This window comes from Pseudomonas sp. Ors-4-3C, assembly GCF_055755035.1.
The window spans coordinates 2,384,075-2,404,661 of the sequence record NZ_CM146900.1; the positions used below are offsets into that span (position 1 = coordinate 2,384,075).

Annotated in this window: 15 protein-coding genes; 5 read left to right on the forward strand and 10 right to left on the reverse strand. The window is 60.9% G+C overall.

All coding sequences use genetic code 11. From position 1 onward, the window contains the following. Nucleotides 1-3: 3 nt before the first annotated feature. Genes ACVHNU_RS10500 through fdnG form a run of 3 tightly spaced genes read right to left on the reverse strand, consistent with a single transcriptional unit; the run spans nt 4 to nt 4,667 of the window. Nucleotides 4-669, reverse strand: a complete 666-nt coding sequence (locus ACVHNU_RS10500; RefSeq protein WP_103483471.1) for a formate dehydrogenase subunit gamma — start codon at nt 667-669, stop codon at nt 4-6. Then, a complete protein-coding gene (gene fdxH / locus ACVHNU_RS10505; RefSeq protein WP_003224976.1) occupies nt 666-1,601 on the reverse strand; it encodes a formate dehydrogenase subunit beta in 936 nt (311 codons plus the stop codon). The genes ACVHNU_RS10500 and fdxH overlap by 4 nt, the downstream gene beginning before the upstream one ends. Further along, a complete protein-coding gene (fdnG, locus tag ACVHNU_RS10510; RefSeq protein WP_226499307.1) occupies nt 1,602-4,667 on the reverse strand; it encodes a formate dehydrogenase-N subunit alpha in 3,066 nt (1,021 codons plus the stop codon). 321 nt (nt 4,668-4,988) lie between these two features. On the opposite strand from fdnG, the gene ACVHNU_RS10515 reads away from it, so the two are divergent. The 4 genes from ACVHNU_RS10515 to ACVHNU_RS10530 all read left to right on the forward strand — a co-directional run bounded on the left by ACVHNU_RS10515 (nt 4,989) and on the right by ACVHNU_RS10530 (nt 9,050). After that, entirely contained in the window at nt 4,989-6,143 is a 1,155-nt protein-coding gene (locus tag ACVHNU_RS10515) for a MalY/PatB family protein (RefSeq protein WP_473019654.1), read from the forward strand. A gap of 216 nt (nt 6,144-6,359) precedes the next feature. Further along, nucleotides 6,360-7,217 carry a glucose 1-dehydrogenase gene (locus tag ACVHNU_RS10520; RefSeq protein ID WP_473019655.1) on the forward strand — a complete coding sequence of 286 codons (858 nt, stop codon included), beginning with the start codon at nt 6,360-6,362 and terminating at the stop codon, nt 7,215-7,217. Between the two features lie 5 nt (nt 7,218-7,222). After that, nucleotides 7,223-8,566 carry a cation:proton antiporter gene (locus tag ACVHNU_RS10525; RefSeq protein ID WP_473019656.1) on the forward strand — a complete coding sequence of 448 codons (1,344 nt, stop codon included), beginning with the start codon at nt 7,223-7,225 and terminating at the stop codon, nt 8,564-8,566. A 187-nt stretch (nt 8,567-8,753) separates the two neighbouring features. Continuing rightward, nucleotides 8,754-9,050, forward strand: coding sequence for a hypothetical protein (locus ACVHNU_RS10530; protein WP_262141807.1), 297 nt, complete (start codon nt 8,754-8,756; stop codon nt 9,048-9,050). A gap of 54 nt (nt 9,051-9,104) precedes the next feature. On the opposite strand, the gene ACVHNU_RS10535 is transcribed toward ACVHNU_RS10530, so the two are convergent. The 4 genes from ACVHNU_RS10535 to ACVHNU_RS10550 form a co-directional block, all read right to left on the reverse strand. After that, nucleotides 9,105-9,641, reverse strand: a complete 537-nt coding sequence (locus ACVHNU_RS10535) for a hypothetical protein (protein ID WP_103483476.1) — start codon at nt 9,639-9,641, stop codon at nt 9,105-9,107. 66 nt (nt 9,642-9,707) lie between these two features. Further along, on the reverse strand, nt 9,708-11,630 hold the full coding sequence (locus tag ACVHNU_RS10540; protein WP_473019657.1) for a hybrid sensor histidine kinase/response regulator: 1,923 nt from the start codon (nt 11,628-11,630) through the stop codon (nt 9,708-9,710). Nucleotides 11,631-11,701: 71 nt separating this feature from the next. After that, nucleotides 11,702-13,987 carry an ATP-dependent DNA helicase gene (locus ACVHNU_RS10545; protein WP_473019658.1) on the reverse strand — a complete coding sequence of 762 codons (2,286 nt, stop codon included), beginning with the start codon at nt 13,985-13,987 and terminating at the stop codon, nt 11,702-11,704. After that, nucleotides 13,984-15,636, reverse strand: coding sequence for a VRR-NUC domain-containing protein (locus ACVHNU_RS10550; RefSeq protein WP_473019659.1), 1,653 nt, complete (start codon nt 15,634-15,636; stop codon nt 13,984-13,986). Before ACVHNU_RS10550 ends, ACVHNU_RS10545 begins: the two co-directional genes overlap by 4 nt. Before the next feature lie 205 nt (nt 15,637-15,841). Between ACVHNU_RS10550 and ACVHNU_RS10555 the strand changes: the two genes are divergently transcribed. Next, nucleotides 15,842-16,066, forward strand: coding sequence for a YgdI/YgdR family lipoprotein (locus ACVHNU_RS10555; RefSeq protein WP_003224992.1), 225 nt, complete (start codon nt 15,842-15,844; stop codon nt 16,064-16,066). Nucleotides 16,067-16,188: 122 nt separating this feature from the next. Here ACVHNU_RS10555 and ACVHNU_RS10560 read toward each other — a convergent pair whose 3' ends face one another. The 3 genes from ACVHNU_RS10560 to ACVHNU_RS10570 all read right to left on the reverse strand — a co-directional run bounded on the left by ACVHNU_RS10560 (nt 16,189) and on the right by ACVHNU_RS10570 (nt 20,541). Further along, entirely contained in the window at nt 16,189-16,563 is a 375-nt protein-coding gene (locus tag ACVHNU_RS10560; RefSeq protein ID WP_473019660.1) for a hypothetical protein, read from the reverse strand. Between the two features lie 238 nt (nt 16,564-16,801). Continuing rightward, on the reverse strand, nt 16,802-18,655 hold the full coding sequence (locus ACVHNU_RS10565) for a polyurethane esterase (protein ID WP_338802023.1): 1,854 nt from the start codon (nt 18,653-18,655) through the stop codon (nt 16,802-16,804). Nucleotides 18,656-18,852: 197 nt separating this feature from the next. Then, complete coding sequence (locus ACVHNU_RS10570; protein WP_473019661.1) at nt 18,853-20,541, reverse strand: polyurethane esterase; 1,689 nt, start codon at nt 20,539-20,541, stop codon at nt 18,853-18,855. Nucleotides 20,542-20,587: the final 46 nt, after the last annotated feature.

Here is a 20,587-nt window from a genome sequence, read left to right on the forward strand (position 1 = left end):
AGGTCAGCCCTTTTTGGTGATCGGTCGCTCCGGCACGTCCGGATTGCGTTCATCGCGGGTGATGTCGCGATACCAGAGTTCGTGGTGCTTCTTCGCCCAGGCGCGACTGACCCAGCCATGCAGCATTGCGTCCACCGAACCCTTGATCCATAGCCCGGCGTAGATGTGCACGATGATGCTGAGGATCAGCACAAACCCGGCCAGCGCATGCAGGAGCATGGCCCAGCGGATCACGGTGATGCCGAAGTACGCACTGAAATACGCACGCCAGATCACCAGCCCGGTGAACAGCAAACCGAGCATGCACAGCAGTAAAGTCCAGAACAGCATCTTCTGCCCGGCGTTGTACTTGCCCACCGGCGGTACGCTTTCTTCATCGTTGACCAACACCCGATCGATGCGGCGCATCCACTTCCAGTCGTTGTCGATGAAGAAGTTCGCGCGCCAGAAGCGGAACACCAGGCCGAGGAACAACACGAACATCAGCACGCCCATGAACGGGTGCAGAATCCGCGTCCACGGCCCGCCGCCAAACAGGTTGGTCAGCCAGAACATCGACGGATGAAACAACGCCAGCCCGGACAGCCCGGCCATGAAGAACAGAATCGCCACCAGCCAGTGATTGGTGCGCTGGTTGGCGGTGTAGCGCAGGATCGTCTTGTTGCTCATGGCCGGTCCTCCCCGCGTGGATCGAAGGTGTGCACCGCCGGATCGACAACATGCACCGAGGTATCGGGCGGCGTCGGATGGTCATCCTCCTCGGTACGGTTCGGCCCGATGCGCACGTAGTGGAAGAACCCGGCCAGCACCGCCGCGCCCATCGCCAGCAGGCCGAGCGGTTTGCTGATGCCTTTCCACAGGCCCACCAGCGGACTGATGGCCGGCGCATCCGGCAACCCGGCGTAGATCTTCGGCGTGTCGGCGTGGTGCAACACGTACATCACATGAGTGCCGCCGACGCCTTCCGGGTCGTACAGACCGGCGTTGTCGAAGCCACGGCTTTTCAGGTCGACGATGCGTTCGGCGGCGTGTTCCTTCATGTCTTCCTTGCTGCCGAAGACGATGGCCCCGGTCGGACAGGTTTTCACGCACGCCGGTTCCAGCCCTACCGCGACGCGGTCAGAACACAAGGTGCACTTATAAGCCTTGTGATCCTTCTGCGAAATCCGCGGAATATTGAACGGGCAACCGGTGATGCAGTAGCCGCAACCGATGCAGTGATCCTGATCGAAATCGACGATGCCGTTGGCGTGCTTGATGATCGCCCCGGGACTTGGGCATGCCGCGAGGCACCCCGGTTCGGCGCAATGCATGCAGCCGTCCTTGCGGATCAGCCACTCCAGGTTGCCGGCGTCGGTTTCGTGTTCGGTGAAGCGCATCAAGGTCCAGGTTTCTGCGCTCAAGTCCTGCGGGTTGTCGTAGGTGCCGTGGTTGTGGCCAACCTCGTCGCGCAGCTCGTTCCATTCCGAACAGGCGACCTGGCAGGCCTTGCAACCGATGCATTTGGTGGTGTCGATCAGCTTGGCGACTTCTTGCTGATTCCTCACCGAGGGCGGCACCGTGGTGGTGGCCGAGCGGGCAATGATGTCTTGGCTGGCCATTTACAGTTTCTCCACGTTGACCAGGAATGACTTGGATTCCGGGGTCTGGGTGTTGCCATCGCCGAGGAACGGCACCAGGGTGTTGGTCAGGTAACCGTGGCGCGTCTGGCCGGTGAATCCCCAGTGCAGCGGGATGCCGATCTGATGCACCACCTGGCCGTTGACCTGCAGCGGCCGGATGCGTTTGGTCACCACCGCCACCGCCTCGATGAACCCGCGCTTGCAGCTGACCCGCACCCGATCTCCGGCCGCGATGCCCTTCTCCTTCGCCAGCACTTCGCCGATTTCGACGAACTGCTCGGGCTGGGCAATTGCATTCAACTTGCAATGCTTGCTCCAGAAGTGGAAGTGCTCGGTCAGCCGGTAGCTGGTGCCGGCGTACGGGAAGTCCTTGGCTTCGCCGAGGCTTTCCCAGACCGAATCGAAGATCCGCGCCGCCGGGTTGCTGGTGGCTTTCTTGTTTTGCGGGTGCAGCGGGTTGATGCCGATCGGCGTTTCGAACGGCTCGTAGTGCTCGGGGAATGGCCCCTCGTTCATCTTGTCGACGGCGAAGAACCGCGCGACGCCCTCGGGGTTCATGATGAACGGGTTCATCCCGGCTTCCGGCGGCACATCGGCCTTGTAGTCCGGCACATCGGTGCCACCCCAAGCCTTGCCGTTCCACCATACGAGGCGCTTTTTCGGATCCCACGGTTTGCCCGAGACATCCGCCGAAGCGCGGTTGTAGAGAATCCTCCGGTTGGCCGGCCACGCCCAGGCCCAGCCCAGATGCTGGTGCATGCCATACGGGTCGGCGTTGTCGCGCCGGGCCATCTGGTTACCGGCCTCGGTCCAGCTGCCGGCGAAGATCCAGCAGCCGGAGGCGGTGCTGCCGTCATCCTTGAGCTGAGCGAACGCGGCCAGTTGCGAGCCGGCCTTGACCGTCGCACCGCTGGCGTCGGTGAAGTCGGCCATGGCGCTGCCGTTGATCTCCTTGGCCAGTTCCTCCGGCGAAGGCTCGTCCGGGATCTTGTATGGCCACGACAGTTTCAGCAGCGGATCGGCGAACTTGCCACCCTCGGCCTGATAACGCTTGCGCAGGCGCAGGAACAATTCGCTCATGATGCGGATGTCGGTCTGCGCTTCGCCGGGGCCGTCGGCGCCTTTCCAGTGCCATTGCAGCCAGCGGCTGCTGTTGACCAGCGAACCGTCCTCCTCGGCAAAGCAGGTGGTCGGCAGGCGAATCACTTCGGTCTGGATCTCCGCACTTTTCACGTCGTTGTATGGCCCGACGTTGTGCCAGAACTCCGAGGTCTCGGTGGCCAGCGGATCCATCACCACCAGCCACTTGAGCTTGGCCAGCGCGCCCATCACCCGGTTCTTGTCGGGCAACGCGGCGATCGGGTTGAAGCCTTGGCACATGTAGCCGTTGACCTTGCCCTGACTCATCAGGTCGAACATCTTCAGAACGTCGTAGTTGGGGATGTCGAGTTTCGGCAGATAGTCGTAATTCCAGTTGTTCTCCAGCGTGGCGTTGGCGCCGTACCAGGACTTCATCAGGCTGACGTGGAATTTGCTGTAGTTCTGCCAGTAGGACAGTTGCCCCGGACGCAACGGCATTTGCGTACGTTTTTTGATAAAGGCGTTGTAGTCCTGCTCGCCATCGCTGCCCAGGGTCAGATAACCCGGCAACGAGTTGGACAGCAACCCGAGGTCGGTCAGGCCCTGAATGTTCGAGTGTCCGCGCAAGGCATTGACGCCGCCGCCCGGCATGCCGACGTTGCCCAGCAGCAATTGCACCATCGCCGCGCTGCGGATGATCTGGGCGCCGATCGAATGCTGCGTCCAGCCGAGCGCATAGAGAATGGTCATGGTCTTGCCGGGCGTGGAGCACGTGGCAATCTCATCCCAGATTTTCTGCATCGCATCGACCGGCATCCCGCAGATCTGGCTCGCCAGATCAATGTTGTAGCGGCTGTAATGCTGCTTCATCAATTGATAGACGCACTGCGGATCCTGCAGGGTCGGGTCGACCTTGACGAAGCCGTCTTCACCCAGCTCGTAACCCCAGCCGGATTTGTCGGTGTAGCTGCGCTTGGCTGCGTCATAGCCGCTGAAGATGCCGTCTTCAAAGCCATAGCCGGCTTTGACGATGAACGACACGTCGGTGTAATTGCGCACGTATTCGTGCTGGATCTTGTCCTGGGTCAGCAGGTAATTGATCAACCCGCCCATGAAGGCGATGTCGGTACCGGTACGGATCGGCGCGTAATAGTCGGCCACCGAAGCGGTCCGGGTAAAACGCGGATCGACCACGATCAGCCGGGCAGCGTTATGCGCCTTGGCCTCGGTCACCCATTTGAAGCCGCACGGATGCGCTTCTGCTGCGTTGCCGCCCATCACCAGGATCAGATTCGCGTTGGCGATATCGGTCCAGGTGTTGGTCATGGCTCCACGGCCGTACGTCGGGGCAAGACTTGCCACCGTCGGGCCGTGTCAGACACGCGCCTGGTTATCGAACCCCAGCATGCCGAGACTGCGAATCACCTTCTGGGTGATGTAGCCCGCTTCGTTGGACGCTGCGGACGCGGCGAGGAATCCGGTGGTCAGCCAGCGATTGACCGTTTGCCCGCTGTCGTTCTTCTCGATGAAGTTGGCGTCGCGGTCGGCCTTCATCAGGTCGGCGATGCGATCCAGCGCTTCATCCCAGCTGATCCGGGTCCATTCGCTGCTGCCGGGCTTGCGCGTTTGCGGATACAGCAGACGGCCCGGGCTGTGAATGAAGTCCAGCAGGCCTGCGCCTTTTGGACACAGGGTGCCGCGGTTGACCGGGTGGTCGGCGTCGCCCTCGATGTGGATGATGTTTTGCGCGACGTTCTTCGCGGCATCGCCCTGGCTGTACATGATCAACCCGCAACCGACCGAGCAATACGGGCAGGTGTTGCGGGTTTCATGGGTGTGGGCAAGCTTAAAGTGACGCACCTGCTCGGCGAAGGCCGGCGTCGGGGCCATGCCCAACGCGCCCAGGCTAGAGCCTGCAAGGCCGATACCGGCGACCTTGAAGAATTGACGACGGCTGAGATCCATCGTGCACTCCTGATCAGGTGGAACCCGGTACTTGAGCCGGGCTTTTTCTGGACAAACACGGTCACGGCAGAATGCCTGCCGGTTTTTTCACTGTAGACAATGACCACACGTTCTGTGTGAAAACCGACCGTCGGCCGTTTGTCGGTACATCCGCCAACAAACGCAAAAACCCTGTGGGAGCTGGCTTGCCAGCGAAAGCGGTGGATCAGTCAACACTAATAGCGACAGTGACGACGCCATCGCTGGCAAGCCAGCTCCCACAAGGATCGCGTAGGGCTTAGAATGCCCGGCAGGACCCATCCCGCCTTCACGAGACCGCGCATGACTTTCGATTTTGATCAGGTATTCGACCGCCACAACACCGGCAGCACCAAGTGGAGCCGCTACCCGGCCGATGTGTTGCCGATGTGGGTCGCTGATATGGATTTCGCCGCGCCTCCGGTGATCATCGAGGCGTTGCAGCAGCGCCTGCTGCACCCGCTGGTGGGCTATAGCGTGGCGCAGGACAATCTGCGTGAAGCCATCGTCGCCGACCTGTGGAACAAGTTCGCCTGGAAGGTCAAACCACAGGAACTGATTTTCCTGCCCGGCGTTGAATCCGGTTTCAACATGGCTTTGAAAGCCTTGGTGCAGCCGCAGCAGAACGTCGTGGTGCAAGTGCCGAACTACCCGCCGCTGCGGCATGCGCCGGGGCATTGGGGGCTGAACAAGGTTGAGCTGGAATTTGTCGCCCAGGCCGATGGCACTTACGCCACGCCGCTGGAGACCCTGCGCGAATCGCTGAACGGTGGCGGTGCCCTGCTCCTGAGCAACCCGCACAACCCGATCGGCAAAGTGTTTGCTCGTGAAGAGCTGCAAGCCGTGGCCGACATCTGTGCGGTACAGGACGCCTGGATCATCTCCGACGAGATCCACGCCGAGCTGTGCTTCGACGGCCGCGTACATGTTCCGACCGCCTCCCTCAGCCCGGAAATCGCCAAGCGCACCATCACCCTGATGTCCGCCAGCAAGGCCTACAACATCGCCGGCCTCAAGACCTCGTTCATGATCATCCAGGACGCCGCCCTGCGCGAGCGCGTCAACCATGCACGTTGTGGCATGGTCGATAGCGTCAACCCGTTGGGCATGGAAGCCACCCGCGTCGCCTACAGCGAAGGCGCGCCGTGGCTGGCCGAACTGAAAACCTATCTGCAGGCCAACCGCGACTGGCTGGTGGACGCGGTGCGCAGCCGCTTGCCGGGCGTGACCATCAATGTGCCGCAAGGGACGTATCTGGCGTGGCTCGATTGCTCGGCGCTGGAGCTGGACAATCCTCAGCAGTTCTTCCTCGAACAGGCCAAGGTCGGCCTCAGCGCTGGTGTGGATTTCGGCGATCAGCACCAACAGTTCGTGCGCCTGAACTTCGGCTGCCCACGGTCGTTGCTTGAAGAAGGCATCAGCCGCATGGAGCGCGCCCTGACAAACCGCAATACCTGAATCCACAGTAGAGCCCCCTGTGGGAGCGAGCTTGCTCGCGAAAGCGTTGGTTCAGTCAACCTTGATGTCGGCTGAAACACCGTATTCGCGAGCAAGCTCGCTCCCACAGGGTTTTGCATTGTCATCGCCAAACAATCCAGCGCAAATCCGATCGAACTCACGGCAAACCGTCCGGGTCAACCGCCCATACCTGCCCTGAGACCTCGGAGATTTGTGATGACCGACTACCCAAAACCGCCCTTCCCCGCACAAGCCCAAGCTGTCCCCGGTGCGCAAAGCAAAATGCAGCCCTACCCCGATTGTGGCGAACAAAGCTACGTCGGTTCCGGGCGGCTGGCCGGCAAGATTGCGCTGATCACCGGTGCCGACAGCGGCATCGGTCGCGCGGTGGCAATTGCCTTCGCCCGTGAAGGCGCCGATGTGGTCGTGGCCTATCTGAATGAACATGACGACGCCAAAGAGACCGCACGCTGGGTCGAACAGGCGGGTCGCCAATGCCTGCTGCTGTCCGGCGATCTGGCGCAAAAGGCTCACTGCCAGGCACTGGTGGACAAGACCGTCGAACGCTTCGGGCGCATCGATATTCTGGTCAACAACGCTGCGTTCCAGATGACCCACGAAAGCTTCGAAGAAATCCCCGATGACGAATGGGTGATGACCTTCGACGTCAACATCACGGCGATTTTCCGCCTGTGTCAGGCGGCGATCAAACACATGCGCCCCGGTGCGTCGATCATTAACACCAGCTCGATCAACTCGGACATGCCCAAACCGACCCTGCTCGCCTATGCCACCACCAAAGGCGCAATTGCCAACTTCACCGGCGGGCTGGCGCAGATACTCGGGCCGAAAGAAATCCGCGTGAACTGCGTGGCCCCGGGACCGATCTGGACGCCGCTGATCGTCTCGACCATGCCCGATGAAGAAGTACAGAATTTCGGCAGCGAAACTCCGCTCGGTCGCCCCGGACAACCGGTGGAAGTGGCGCCGATCTATGTGCTGCTGGCCTCTGATGAAGCCAGTTACATCACCGGTCAGCGCTACGGCGTCACCGGCGGCAAGCCGATGTTGTAAGCCTCATGAGCTTTGTCATTTGGGTCGCGGTGCTGGGCGCCGTCTTGCTGACCCTTGCGCTGACCTCGTCCTACCTGCGCTGGATGCCGGTCACCACCTCGGCGGTGTGCCTGTTGCTGGGGATTGTCATCGGCCCGAGCGGGCTGGATCTGCTGAAACTGTCACTGGAAAACGCTTCCGTATGGATGGAACACCTTACGGAAGTGGCGGTGCTGTTTTCCCTGTTTGTCTGCGGCCTCAAGCTGCGTTTGCCATTGCGCGACAAGCGCTGGCGGATTGCTTTCGGGCTGGCCGGCCCGGTGATGGTGTTGACCATCGCCGGGGTCAGCGTATTGCTGCATTGGGGCCTGCAACTGCCTTGGGGGCCGTCACTGCTGATCGGCGCGATTCTCGCACCGACCGACCCGGTGCTGGCCGCGCTGGTGCAGGTCAACGACGCACGGGATGTCGACAGCGTGCGCTTTGGTCTTTCCGGTGAAGCCGGACTGAACGACGGGATCGCGTTCCCGTTCGTGATTCTCGGCCTGCTGCTGGTACAGGCCGATGCTCATCCCGGCGCGCTGACCGATTGGGTGCTGCACGGTTTGCTCTGGGCGGTGCCGGTCGGCTTGCTCACCGGTTACTGGATGGGCCGCGGCATTGGTCGGATCACCTTGTCACTGCGCATCCGTAACGACGACAGCACCCTGAGCCCGAATGATTATCTGGCGCTGTCGCTGATTGCCTTGGCTTACGTCGGCGCGGATGCCATCGGCGGTTACGGCTTTCTGTCGGTGTTCGCTGCCGGCCTTGGCCTGCGTCAGGAAGAAGTCAAATCCACCGGCGCCAGCCAACCGCCCGCCGAACATCTGGTGCAACCGGTGGTGGGCCATCAGAACATCGAACCGCAGCACGCGGTACACGGTGATACCGAACGCCTGGAAAGCAGTCAGGTCGCTGCCGGGATCATGATGGGCGACATGCTCTCCTTCGGCAGTCTGGTGGAACGGGCCATGGAAGTGTTTCTGGTGACCCTGCTCGGCGTGGTGCTGGTGCCGCATTGGGATTGGCGGGCGTTGATCATTGGCGCGGTGCTGTTCTGCGTGGTGCGTCCGCTCTGCGTTGCACTGATGCCATGGGGCACCTTGCTCGATGGTGGTCAGCGGCTGTTGATCGGCTGGTTCGGCATCCGCGGGATCGGCAGCCTGTTCTATCTGTTTTATGCCTTGAACCACGGCCTGAGTCCTTCGGTCGCGACGCTGTGTACCAACATCACCCTGTCCGTGGTGGCACTGAGCATTTTGCTGCATGGCATCAGCACCCAGCCACTGCTGGCGCGCTACGAACAACGGCAAAAACGAAAAAACTGATTTTTCAGGCGGCTATATCTTGGGCAATCCATCGAAGTTTTTTCTGAAAATAAATGGATCCCTCTGCAGATTCCGGCAGTCACAACCATAACCCCTCGCTGTAAGCACTCGGCGGGGTCCGGCAGGTTCGGTTCCCCTGCGGCTTGCAGCCCATGAATAGGAATCTTTGGATAACAAGGTCACGGTCATGAAAGAATGCTCGACTCCGGCACAAATCAAGGCTTGCAGGGCTTTGGCCCTGGAACGCAATCGTCAACTGTTCGAAGACGCCCACGCCCTCAACCGCGCCGCTTACGAGCTGCTGGAGGCGGACAATCTGGACCTCGAACTGTTTGAGCACTATCGAGCCATGCGCCGCAAAGCCGATGCGAAGTTCGCCGAAGCCATCGATCACTTGTGCGTCCTCAACGAGGACTTCCCGCCGATTCCGATGTCGCCGCATCACTCGCAGGAGTTGCGCCGGCAGCTTGAAACCGTCGAATAAAGCGCACAAGAAAAAGCCCGGCAGCGATGTCCGGGCTTTTTCTTTGGGCGGCGTTCAGCCGCCGGGGTTGGTCACCTGAATGAACACCGCGTAAGTACCCAGCAGTATCCAGAACGTGGCGAAGATCCATGGCGTGCGCACCGAAAACAACAGCGACTTGCGATAGCCCTTATGGCTGGATTCCATTTCACTGAACAACGGCGACTCGTCGTAAGCCATGCCCATGATCGGCTCGCTGCGCAACAACTCGCTCTGCTTGTAGTGCCAGTGATCGATGATGTCGTACGCGGCACGAATCCCCGGCCAGGCATTGAGCGAACTGAGCAGCCCGAGCAGTGCGAGGAACGGCGGCACCACCAGTGTAAACAGCTTGCCCCACTCGGGGTTGAGGTTGGCCATGCACGAGGCAAAGGCAATCACCAGAAACGACTGCGCCGCCAGATAGGCGTCAGTGCGGTTGGCGAGGATGCTGGTTTCGTACTGGATTTCCTTGCGATAGAAATCCAGCCGTTCCTTGGGTGAGCCGAACATCTTGGCGTCGTGTTCGGTCAGGTGCTCTTCTGCGGTGGGCTGGGTCAGTATGCGAGGCAAGGGACGCGCACTCCATGGCGGGGAAACCTTTTAGAAGGCCCTCGCCACGGACAAGTTCAGGCGGATTCATTTCATCGACTGAGCGATGATTTCCACCAGATTAAGTTGGGTGAACGGCTTGGGCAGACGCGGCAAGTTCGCGGCAAACCCCTCCAGTCGTTCAGCGTAACCGGTGGCGAGGATGATCGGCAGATCCGGTTTGAGCAGACGTACTGCATGGGCCAGTTGCGCGCCGCTCATCTGCGGCATGGCCATGTCGGTGATCATCAGGTCGATGACTTCACCCTGCTCGAACAGCATCAGCGCCTTGGCACCGGACGTGGCGCTGATCACACGATGGCCAAGATCTTCGAGCAGCAGCGTGGTGCTGGTCATCACCAGCGAGTCGTCGTCGACCACCAGCACGCTGAGGCGTGGCACCAACACCGGTTTGACCGCCGGGTACAGGTTTTTTGCCGTCTCCCCGGCCAGCGCCACCGGTATCCACATTTCTGCGCGGGTGCCATGGCCTTTTTCGCTCTTGAGAATGAAACGGCCACCCAGTTGCTCGATAAAGCCATGCACCATCGACAAGCCCAGCCCGGTGCCCTTGCCCACGCCCTTGGTGGTGAAAAACGGATCTCTGGCCGAACCCAGCGTGGCTTCGTCCATGCCCTCACCCGTGTCGATCACGCTCAGGCACACATAGCGCCCCGCGGCCATTGACGAAAGGCTTTGCTCAAGCACGACTTCCGGCTTCGCGGTAATGGTCAGGCTGCCACCGTCGACCATGGCGTCGCGGGCGTTGGTTGCCAGATTGAGCAACGCCAGTTCCAGTTGGTTGCTGTCCGCCAGCACCGGTTGCAGATCCTCGGGAAAGCGCGTCTCGATGCGAATCCCGGGGCCTATCGAGCTGCGCAACAGCCCGGTGATACCTTGCACCAGTTGCGGGATATCGACCGGCTCGGTCTTGAGTTCCTGACGGCGGGCGAAGGCCAGCATGCGTTGGGTCAGCGATACGCCACGCAATGCACCCTGCGTGGCGTTTTCCAGCAGACGACTGTTTTTCGGATCTTCGCCGATGCGCTTCTGAAGAATCTCCAGATTGCCGAGAATCACCGTCAGCAAATTGTTGAAGTCATGGGCGATGCCGCCGCTGAGCTGACCGATGGCCTGCATCTTCTGCGCCTGGAACAGCGCTTCACGGGTCTTTTCCAGCGCCACTTGCGCCTCATGGGCTTCGGTGACATCGCGGGTGATCTTGGCAAATCCGAGCAGCGTACCGGTTTCGCCGCGAATGGCATCGACCACCACGTGTGCCAGAAACCGCGTGCCATCCTTGCGCATGCGCCAGCTCTTGTTTTCGAAACGACCCTCGCGGGTGGCAATCTCCAGCGCTCGTTGCGGTTCGCCGGCGATGCGGTCTTCAGGGGTGTAGAAAATCGAAAAATGCTGGCCGATGATTTCTTCCGGCTTGTACCCCTTGATCCGCTGGGCGCCCTGATTCCAGTTGCTCACGCGACCTTCGGAGCTGAGCATGTAGATCGCATAATCGGTGACACCCTGCACCAACAGGCGGAACTGCTGCTCGCTTTGCCTGAGGGTTTCCTCGGCCATCTTGCGATCAGTCAGGTCGCGGGTGATCTTGGCGTAGCCGAGCAGTTTGCCGTTGGGATCGATGATCGGATCGATGACCACGTGACACCAGAAGTTGGTGCCATCCTTGCGCACCCGCCAGCCCTCGCCTTCGAATCGTCCTTCGTGCAGCGCGGTGTCGAGCGCGCGTTGCGGCAGGCCCGCCGCACGATCAACGGCGGTATAGAAGCGCGAGAAATGCTCGCCGAGAATTTCCGCCTCTTCGTAGCCCTTGAAGCGTTTCGCGCCGGAGTTCCAACTGGTGATGATGCCGTCCGGGTCGATCATGTAAATCGCATAATCGACCACCGCATCGATCAGCAGACGGAAACGCATCTCCTCGATCGCGGCAGTTTTGCTCGGGTTGTCACTCATCAGGTTCACCGCTGGTTTTCATTAGCGCAAGTATGCGGCAATCCAGCGCCATGGGAAGGTGCAAACGCGCTTCAATTCACGCTTTGATCTGAGGCCGGGTCTGTACCGAGCGCCCACCAGCGCGGCAACAGTTGCTGAATGCGCGGTTCGGCGAAGCGGTCATCGATCAGCATCACCACGCCGCGATCCTGCCGCGTGCGGATTACTCGCCCGGCGGCCTGCACCACTTTCTGCACACCCGGATACAGATAGGTGTAATCGTAACCGGCACCGAAAATCGCCGCCATACGCCGTTTCAACTGTTCGTTGACCGGGTTGAGCTGGGCCAGCCCCAGGGTCGCAATGAACGCGCCGATCAGCCGTGCGCCGGGCAGGTCGATGCCCTCGCCGAACGCACCGCCCAACACGGCGAAGCCGATGCCCTGGCTGTCGGCGGTGAACTGATCGAGAAATACCTGACGCTGCCCTTCAGCCATGCCCCGGGATTGCTGCCACAGATTGATCTGCGGATGACGTTTGGCGAGCAGGGTCAGCACCTGTTGCAGGTAATCGAAGCTGCTGAAGAACGCCAGGTAATTGCCCGGACGCTCGCTGAACTGGCGGGCGATCAGCTCGACGATCGGTTCCAGCGACGCCTGCCGATGATTGAAGCGCGTGGAAATGCGGCTGACGATCTGCACCTGCAGTTGATCGGCGCTGAACGGCGATTCGACGTCGATGCATACCGTGTCGGCGGGCGTACCGAGCAGGTCGGCGTAATAGCGCCGCGGGCTCAGCGTTGCGGAAAACAGCACGCTGCTGCGCGCCGCTTTCAGGCGCGGGCCGATGAACGCTGCCGGCACCACATTGCGCAGGCACAGCTGCGACAGCGGCCGTTTGCGCTCGAGGTCACGTTTGCTGATGTCAAACAGGTAATGCTCGTCGAACAGCTCCGCTACCCGGCCGAACTGCAGCATGTCGAAGTAGAAGGTTTGCAGCGCGCTGTCGAGTCCCTGCGGATGGTCGTTGAGGTAATCACCAATCGCCGCGCTGCACAGGGACACCGCTTGCAGCAGTTTCTCCGGGGCCTTGTCGTAGGCTTGATATGGCGCCAGTTGCGGCTGATGCAGCGCGTTCCATTCGCGGTTGACCCGTTGCAGGGATTTTTTCAGCACCTCGGGGGCCGTCTTGCGCACACTGGCCAGCGCGGCCTGATCGAGACTGGCGCTGTACATCGAACGTCCGCGCTCGACCAGGTTGTGCGCTTCATCGGCCAGCACCGCGACTTTCCACTGATTGAGCTGGGCCAGACCGAACAGCAGCGCGCTGAAATCGAAGTAATAGTTGTAGTCCGCCACCACCACGTCGGCCCAACGGGCCATTTCCTGGCTCAGGTAGTACGGGCAAACCGTGTGCTGGCGAGCCACTTCGCGCATCGCCGCCTGATCCAGCAGATTGATCCGGCTGGCCGCTTCACGGGCGGCGGGCAGGCGATCATAGAAGCCTTGGGCCAACGGGCAGGACTCGCCGTGACAGGCTTTGTCCGGGTGTTCGCAGGCCTTGTCGCGGGCGACCATCTCCAGCACCCGCAACGGCAAGCGTTCAGACTGATCGAACAACACCTGACTGGCATCCAGCGCCAGTTTGCGCCCCGGGGTCTTGGCGGTCAGGAACAACACCTTGTCCAGTTGCTGCGGCGCCAACGCCTTGAGCATCGGGAACAGCGTGCCGAGGGTTTTACCGATCCCGGTGGGCGCCTGCGCCATCAGGCAACGGCCGGTGCTGACCGCTTTAAACACCGATTCGGCCAGATGCCGCTGGCCGGGGCGAAAGTCGGCGTGGGGAAAGCTCAATTGCTGCGCGGCCCGATTGCGCGCCTCGCGATGGGCCACTTCCTGCTCGGCCCAGTTCAGGAACAACCGGCATTGTTGTTCGAAAAAGTCTTGCAAGACTGGCGCAGTGAAGGCCTCGACCAGACAGGTTTCCTTCTCGCTGACGATGTCGAAATACACCAGCGCCAGATTGATCTGCTCAAGCTCGAGCTTGCGGCACATCAGCCAGCCGTAGACTTTTGCCTGCGCCCAATGCAGCTGGCGATGGTTGGCCGGCTGCTTGCTCAGGTCACCGCGATAGGTTTTGACTTCTTCCAGACAGTTCTGCGCCGGGTCGTAGCCGTCCGCCCTGCCCCTGACTTTCAATTGCAGAAACTCGCCTTCCAGCGCCACTTCGCTCTGGTACTTGTCGCTGCGCCGCGAGGCCACGGTGCGGTGCCCGAGCATGCCTTCGAGCGCAGTCGGCGAAGGGGTAAACCGCAGGTCGAGGTCGCCGGTCTTGGCGGTGAACTCGCACAACGCGCGGACCGCAATGCTGTAGCTCAAGCGCTCTGCTCCGCCCATTGCACGTAGCACACGGCGACCGGCATCTGGTGTTGGTGGCAGAACTCCAGCCAGCGCAGTTGGTTGTCCTGCAGGCGGTCACCGGGGCCTTTGACTTCGATCATCCGGTAGGTCTTGTGCTGCGGCCAGAACTGGATCAGATCGGGCATACCGGCGCGGTTGGCCTTGATGTCAAGCAGCAGGCGATTGAACCAGTGCTTGAGATGTTCGGCCGGCAAGCACGCCAGCGCCTGCTCCAGCAGTTGCTCATTCAAGGCGCCCCAGAACACGAACGGCGACTGCACGCCCCATTTGGCGACGAAGCGCTCACGAATGGTCGCCGTATAACGGCCATCGTCGAGTTGGTCGAGGCACGCCTGGAACAGTTCGGCGCGGCGTTGCTGGAAGTCTTCGTTGAGCAGATCCACCGGCCCACGCTGAAACGGATGAAAAAACGCCCCCGGCAGCGGCGCAAAAATCGCCGGCCAGCACAGCAGGCCGAACAGCGAGTTGATCAGGCTGTTCTCGACGTAATGCACCGGGCCGCTGTCTTCGTGCAGATGCGCCTGCACATAAAACTCCACCGACAGCGACGGATCGGTGCGCGGCAATTGCAGATCAAGGCGCTCGACCGGGCGCGGCGTTGCGCGCTTGAGCGGTGGCCCGCCGAGTTTGCGTCGCAGCCGGGGCAGCATCCGCTGCAGACTCTGCTGTTCGGCGGCGCTTTCCGGCGCCTGTTCGGCGCGAGTGGCAAGCTCCAGCGCCAGTGCGTATTCGCCGCAGCGCTCCAGCACCCGAATCATTCGCTGGCGGGCGCCGGGGTAGGCGCAATCGCGGTAAATGCTCAGCGCCAGGGCGAACTCCGTGATGCGCTCGCAATACTGGCCGATCTGGAACAGCACCTTGCCGCGCCGCCGTTGCAGCCACGGGTTGGCGAACTGCAATGCGCTGACCTGCTCGACAATGGTTTCCAACGGTTCACCGGCCTCGAAGCGTTGCTGGCACTGATGCAGGAACAGGCAGGCGTCAACGTCTTCACGGCTGCGCAGGCCACGGGAATCGGCGCAGAACTCGACTTTTTCGTAGGTAAAGATGCCGAGGTCGGCGAGGACGAATTCCGACCAGTCCTGGTACAGGTTGCCGAAGAACATCAGGCGCAGGCGGTCGCACAGGTCCATGATGGTCAGGCTGAGCAAGCAGTCGCCCAGCGTCGGCGCCCAGTCGGACAGGCTGCGCGGTGCGCTGAATTGCTCCGCGAGCGCCGGCAGCCAGTCGTCCTTGCGCCCCTTGGGTTGTTCGATAAAAGCACCGAACGCTTGCAGCAGTTCGGCCTTGAGCAACACGTCGAACACTTCGGCCACGCTCAACAGAGCCTGATCGTCGAGCCAGCCGTGACTCAGCAACGGCTGCGCGGCGTCGCTGATGTCCCCGATTTCCGGGTAGTTGAGTTTGCCGAGGCGGAAATGCACGCCCTTGCGCATTACCATGCGCACCAGCAAACCCTGTGAGGCGCGTGGCAAAGCCTTGAAGTGGCGGATAAAGCCGTGCTCGGATTCGCTCATCACATCGGCATAGCGCAGCTCAAGCCAATCAAGCACTTGCCGGAAGTTGTTGAGGTAATAGAACGGATCGTCGAGCGGGTTGGCAGTCACGGGAATTCAGGGCCATGGCGAGCGAATACTGGTTATGCGTACAGATACCAGCTCTACCCTGTCGCGTGCAAACGGAAAAAGATCAGTGGCAGCGGCAATCGGAATTTTTTCAGGGTGCCATCGAACTTTTCCCGGTTGGATGGCACCAACCGCGTTAGAGACCGAAGTCGGTCAATTGATATGGAATGAGGTATTTGAGGTGGGTATGAAGATCAAGACTCTGGGTATTCCCCTGGCGGTAGCGGCCCTGCTGGCATTGGGCGGCTGCTCGACGCCGACGGTGGTCACCTTGCAGAACGGCACCCAGTATTTGACCAAGGACATGCCGAAAACCAAGAACAAGGATGGGTTCTATGAATTCGAGGATATTTCCGGGACCAAGGTGAGAGTCCGCGGCGACGAGGTCGCGACGGTGCGCAAGGAAGACTGACCACCCTGCTGTACGTGTAGGAGCTGCCGAAGGCTGCGATCTTTTGACTTTGTTTTTCAAGATCAAAATCAAAAGATCGCAGCCTGCGGCAGCTCCTACAAGGAAAGTGTTATCCGCCTGGGTTATTCGAAAGCAGGCAAACCCACAATGCTGTTGTCACAGCTGAAATACTGCTCGCCCCGCCGCGCCAGTTCTGCTTGCAGACGCCGGCAGCGTTCCAGATCCAGCTGGGTCATGCGGTCAATGCTCAGGTTGCCAGTGGCTTGCGCTTGTTTGCCGTCACCCGGCCGGAACGTCACGAACGGCTGTTCGGGCTGAATCTGAAACAGGCTTTTCTCTTCCACCGGCTCGACCACTTCGGTCTTTTCCGGTTTCGGCAGTTGATCGGTACTGATCCCGTAGCGGCTCAGAATCGAGGTTGGCGGCAGATCGGCCCAGGCATTGGCCGATAACAGCGCCAGTCCGACAATCCCGACATACCCCTTGAACCTTCTCACGTGTGAATCTCCTGTACTCGATGGCGGCTAGCTATAGAACGTGTGGGCACGTGCTGGCTTTAGGCCGCTTTTGCTGTTTGCACAGCTTTTGAGTCAGGGTGTGGCTATCGAGTCACTTTTGATACTGGGTTGTGGCGAGGGAGCTTGCTCCCGCTTGAGCGCGTAGCGCGCACAAAGTCTTCAGGGCCGCTTCGCGACCCAGCGGGAGCAAGCTCCCTCGCCACAGGTTACGGGTGCATCAGGCGATCACAATTCCATCGGCACTGAGGCTATTCAGTGCCACTCCAACCAGCGTCACCGAGTCAGCGCCAAACTTCAGCACCGTGTCCTGCCCCACCATCGAGGCATGCGCGCGGAAGTCGTCGTTAGGCAACACGCCCTGCACGCCAAGGAACACCAGTTTGTCGTTGGACGTAAAACCCACCACCCGATCCTGACCAAACGCGCCGTTGAACAGGAACGTATCCGCCCCGCCCCCCGACTCCATCAGGTCATTGCCGGCGCCACCGACAAACACGTCGTTGCCGGCACCGCCGATCAAGTGGTCGTTGCCGTCCAGACCGAACAACCAGTCACCACTGGCGTGGGCCTTCAGCGTATCGGCGCCGCTGGTGCCTTTGACGCTGGACGCGTACTGCGTGACGTTGTTGCCGACCTTCAGGCCGCTGGCCGTCACGCTATGGGTCACGTCGTCCTTGAACAGGCCCCAGAGGAAGCCCGGCTCCTTGGTGACGATGCTGCCGATGTCGCGGGTAATGCTGATCCCGCCCTTGGCATCGCGGATGTACAGGTTGCCGGCGCCGTCGTTGGCGAAGTCGAATTTGCTCACCGACTGCTGCAAGTCGAGGGTGTTGTTGCCGGCGCCGCCGAGAATGACGTTGTAGCCGCCACTGTCACGGAAGGTGTCGTTGCCGGCGCGACCTTCGAGATAATCGTTGCCGCTGCCGCCCTGGATCAGGTCGTTACTGTCGCTGCCGATGATGAACGTGCTGCCCTTGTGGGTTTCAGCGTTGCGGTTGAGGTCCTGCACCCAGGTGTTGGCCCGCGCCGGGTCCGACAGGTTGGCGACGATGATCGTCGAGTCCTTGCTGGTCAGATCGTAGAACTTCGACTCGATGATCCGGTTCATGCCGTCACCGTAAGCGGTCGGCAGATGCGAGATCCAGGTCGGGATGTTGAGGATGGAGAACGGCAGCAGATTCCACGCGGTCGAGGCGTAGTGATCGTTGAAGCTGACGATGTTGTCGGTGGCCGATTCCTTGGGCGCGTCGTGCACGCCGACCGAGGCGCCGGTGAAGGTCGAGCCGTCGAGGGCGCGGAACACTGGATCGTTTTCGTAACCGACGTTGAGCACCTTGTCGGTGCCGCTCTGGGTCGGCGAGGCGTAGGCAATATAGTTGGAATCGGCAAAGAATCCGCCCCACTTGCCGCCGCTCAGATCGGCCATGCTGTTGACCGCCAGCCCGCCGAGGCTGTGGCCGCTGACCAGCACGTCCTTGCCGCTGAGGCCATTGGCCTTGGCGAACGCCACCACATCATTCAGTAGATTACCGAACGCTTCGCCGACGTAATTCTTGGCGTAGTCCTTGGGACCGAAGGCTGCCAGCAGGTCGTTGATCACGTCGCCGATCGAGTCGAGGATCAGGTTTTCCCGTGGGCCGCTGGTGCCACGAAAGGCGATGCCGATTTCCGTGAGATGGCCCTGGGCATCGTACTTGCCGAGGATTTCCACCTGGGCGGTGGTGTAACCGGCCTTCTCGCCGAAGAAGGTTCCGCGCGCGTCGGTCTTGCCGTCGTAGCCCAGTTGCGAAGCGGTGATCGGTGTCCAGCCAGCCTTTTTCACGGCGTCGAGGGCTAGTTTTTCCGAGTCGGGATTCCACGGAATACCGGGAATCACCCCTTGCGAATCAGTACCGCCGAGCAGTGCGGTCACCAACGTGGCGGGCAGGCCGAGGCCGAAGCCGTTGTGCTGATAACCGGCGGCAAAGCCGTTATCGAGGTTGTGGTAGGAATACAGCGTGATCGCCATGGCATCGCTGAACAGCGCCTTGGAATCGGCTGTGCCGAAGTTCTTGTAGTCATACACACCCATTGCTATTGCCTCTCTTTTGTTGGAATTGTCAGAGATAGCTCACAGCCAGGGCGCCCCTCGCGGGCACGCCCCGGAGCATTTTCACTACTTACACATCAAATCTGTGGGAGCGAGCTTGCTCGCGAAGAGGGAGTGTCAGCTGCCATTTGCTTGGCTGGCACACCGCTTTCGCGAGCAAGCTCGCTCCCACATTAGAGCTAGGCAAACACGAAAGACGAGTCCGACAGGTTAGCCACCCCAACCCCGATCAGGGTCACGGCATACTCGCCAATCTTCAGCACGGTATCAGCCCCCGACTGTGCCGCATGCTGCTTGTAGTCGTAGCCCTGCCCCGCGCCTTCGACGCCCATGAACACCAGTTTGTCGCTGCCCTGATATCCATTGATCGCGTCGAAACCGAACGCGCCGCTGAACAGGAAGGTGTTGTTGCCACCCACCGCCGTCATCACGTCATTGCCGGCGCCGCCGACGAAGGTCACGTGGCCTTTGTCGCTGATCAGCTTGTCATCGCCGCCCAGCCCGAACAGCCAGTCCCCCTCGGCACTGGCGTGCAGTGCATTACCGTACGCATCGCCGTTGAGCGAATGGGTGTACTGGGTCAGGTCGTTGCCATTGGTCAAACCCTTGGCCGTGACGCCCCAGGTGATCTCCTTGCTGCCCCACCACGAACCCGATTCCTTGCTCACCAGCGCGCCGATGTCGCGGGTCATGCTGATACCGCCGTAGGCGTCGCGCACGTAAAGCGTGCCGTCGCCGTCGTTGGCAAAGCTGAAGTTCTGCAGCGGTTTCTGCAGCTCGAAGGTGTTGTGACCCTGGCCGCCCAGCAGAATGTTGAAGCCACCGTCATCACGGAAACGGTCATCGCCGCCCAGGCCTTCGAGGAAGTCGTTACCCGCCCCGCCCTTGAGCCAGTCGTTGCTCTGCGTGCCAATGATGAAAGTGCTGCCGGTGTGCGGCTCGCCGCTGCGCCCCAGATCCTCGACCCAGGTCTTGCCCCGGGACGCTTCCTCAAGGTTGGAGACGATGATGGTCGAGTCCTTGTGCGTCAGGTTGTAGAACTTCGAGTCGATCACCCGATTCAAGCCATCGGCATAGCCCAACGAGCCATGGGCCGACCAGCTCAGCGGATTGGCAATGCTGAACGGCACCAGGTTCTGCGCGGTGGACGCGTAATGGTCATTGAAGTTGACGATGTTGTCGGTGGTCGACTCATGCGGCTTGTCGTGCTTGCCCATTGAGCTGCTGCTGAAGGTGGTGCCGTCGAGCACACGGAACACCGGATCGTTTTCGTAACCGATGTTCAGCACGTTGTTGCCGGTGCTGCTCTGCGTCGGCGAAGCGAACGCAATGTAGTTGGCGTCCTTGAAGAACCCGCCCCAGTTGCTGGCGCTCAACTCGGCCACGCTGTTGACCCCGAGCCCGCCAAGGCTGTGACCGCTGATCAGTACATCTTTGGCGGCAATGCCGTGTGATACCGCGAACGCGGCGACAGCCTTGAGCAGATTATCGAAGGCATTTTTCGCGTAGTTGCTCGCGTAATCCGATGGCCCGATGGCGGCCAGCAGGTTGTTTTTCAAGTCGCCGAAAGTGTCGCTGAAACCAAGCCCGCCGGTGCCACGAAAGGCCACACCGATACCGGTCAGCTTGCCTGCTGCGTCGTATTTGCCAAGCACTTCGGCTTCGGCGCTGGTGAAGCCGTCCTTCTCGCCGAAGAACGTACCCTGCGCCCCGACCTTGCCCTGATAGCCCAGCGCTGTCGCACTGAGCGGTTTCCAGGCCGTGCCCGGCAATGCTTGCCCGGTCGGGGTGTAGGCATACAGCGTCAGCGCGATAGCGTCGCTGTACAACGCTTTGCCATCGGCATTCTTGTAATCGAACAGTCCCATGTTGTGCTCTCTCTTCCTTCAAAACCGGCAGCCCCCAAGGAACTGC

Excerpts from the sequence above, each read along its gene's own strand:
- ACVHNU_RS10525 (WP_473019656.1), top strand. The coding sequence starts at position 7,223 with ATGAGCTTTGTCATTTGGGTCGCGGTGCTGGGCGCCGTCTTGCTGACC.
- ACVHNU_RS10555 (WP_003224992.1), top strand. The coding sequence starts at position 15,842 with ATGAAGATCAAGACTCTGGGTATTCCCCTGGCGGTAGCGGCCCTGCTG.
- ACVHNU_RS10515 (WP_473019654.1), top strand. The coding sequence starts at position 4,989 with ATGACTTTCGATTTTGATCAGGTATTCGACCGCCACAACACCGGCAGC.
- ACVHNU_RS10570 (WP_473019661.1), bottom strand. The coding sequence starts at position 20,541 with ATGGGACTGTTCGATTACAAGAATGCCGATGGCAAAGCGTTGTACAGC.
- ACVHNU_RS10520 (WP_473019655.1), top strand. The coding sequence starts at position 6,360 with ATGACCGACTACCCAAAACCGCCCTTCCCCGCACAAGCCCAAGCTGTC.
- ACVHNU_RS10540 (WP_473019657.1), bottom strand. The coding sequence starts at position 11,630 with ATGAGTGACAACCCGAGCAAAACTGCCGCGATCGAGGAGATGCGTTTC.
- ACVHNU_RS10500 (WP_103483471.1), bottom strand. The coding sequence starts at position 669 with ATGAGCAACAAGACGATCCTGCGCTACACCGCCAACCAGCGCACCAAT.
- fdxH (WP_003224976.1), bottom strand. The coding sequence starts at position 1,601 with ATGGCCAGCCAAGACATCATTGCCCGCTCGGCCACCACCACGGTGCCG.
- ACVHNU_RS10565 (WP_338802023.1), bottom strand. The coding sequence starts at position 18,655 with ATGGGTGTGTATGACTACAAGAACTTCGGCACAGCCGATTCCAAGGCG.
- ACVHNU_RS10530 (WP_262141807.1), top strand. The coding sequence starts at position 8,754 with ATGAAAGAATGCTCGACTCCGGCACAAATCAAGGCTTGCAGGGCTTTG.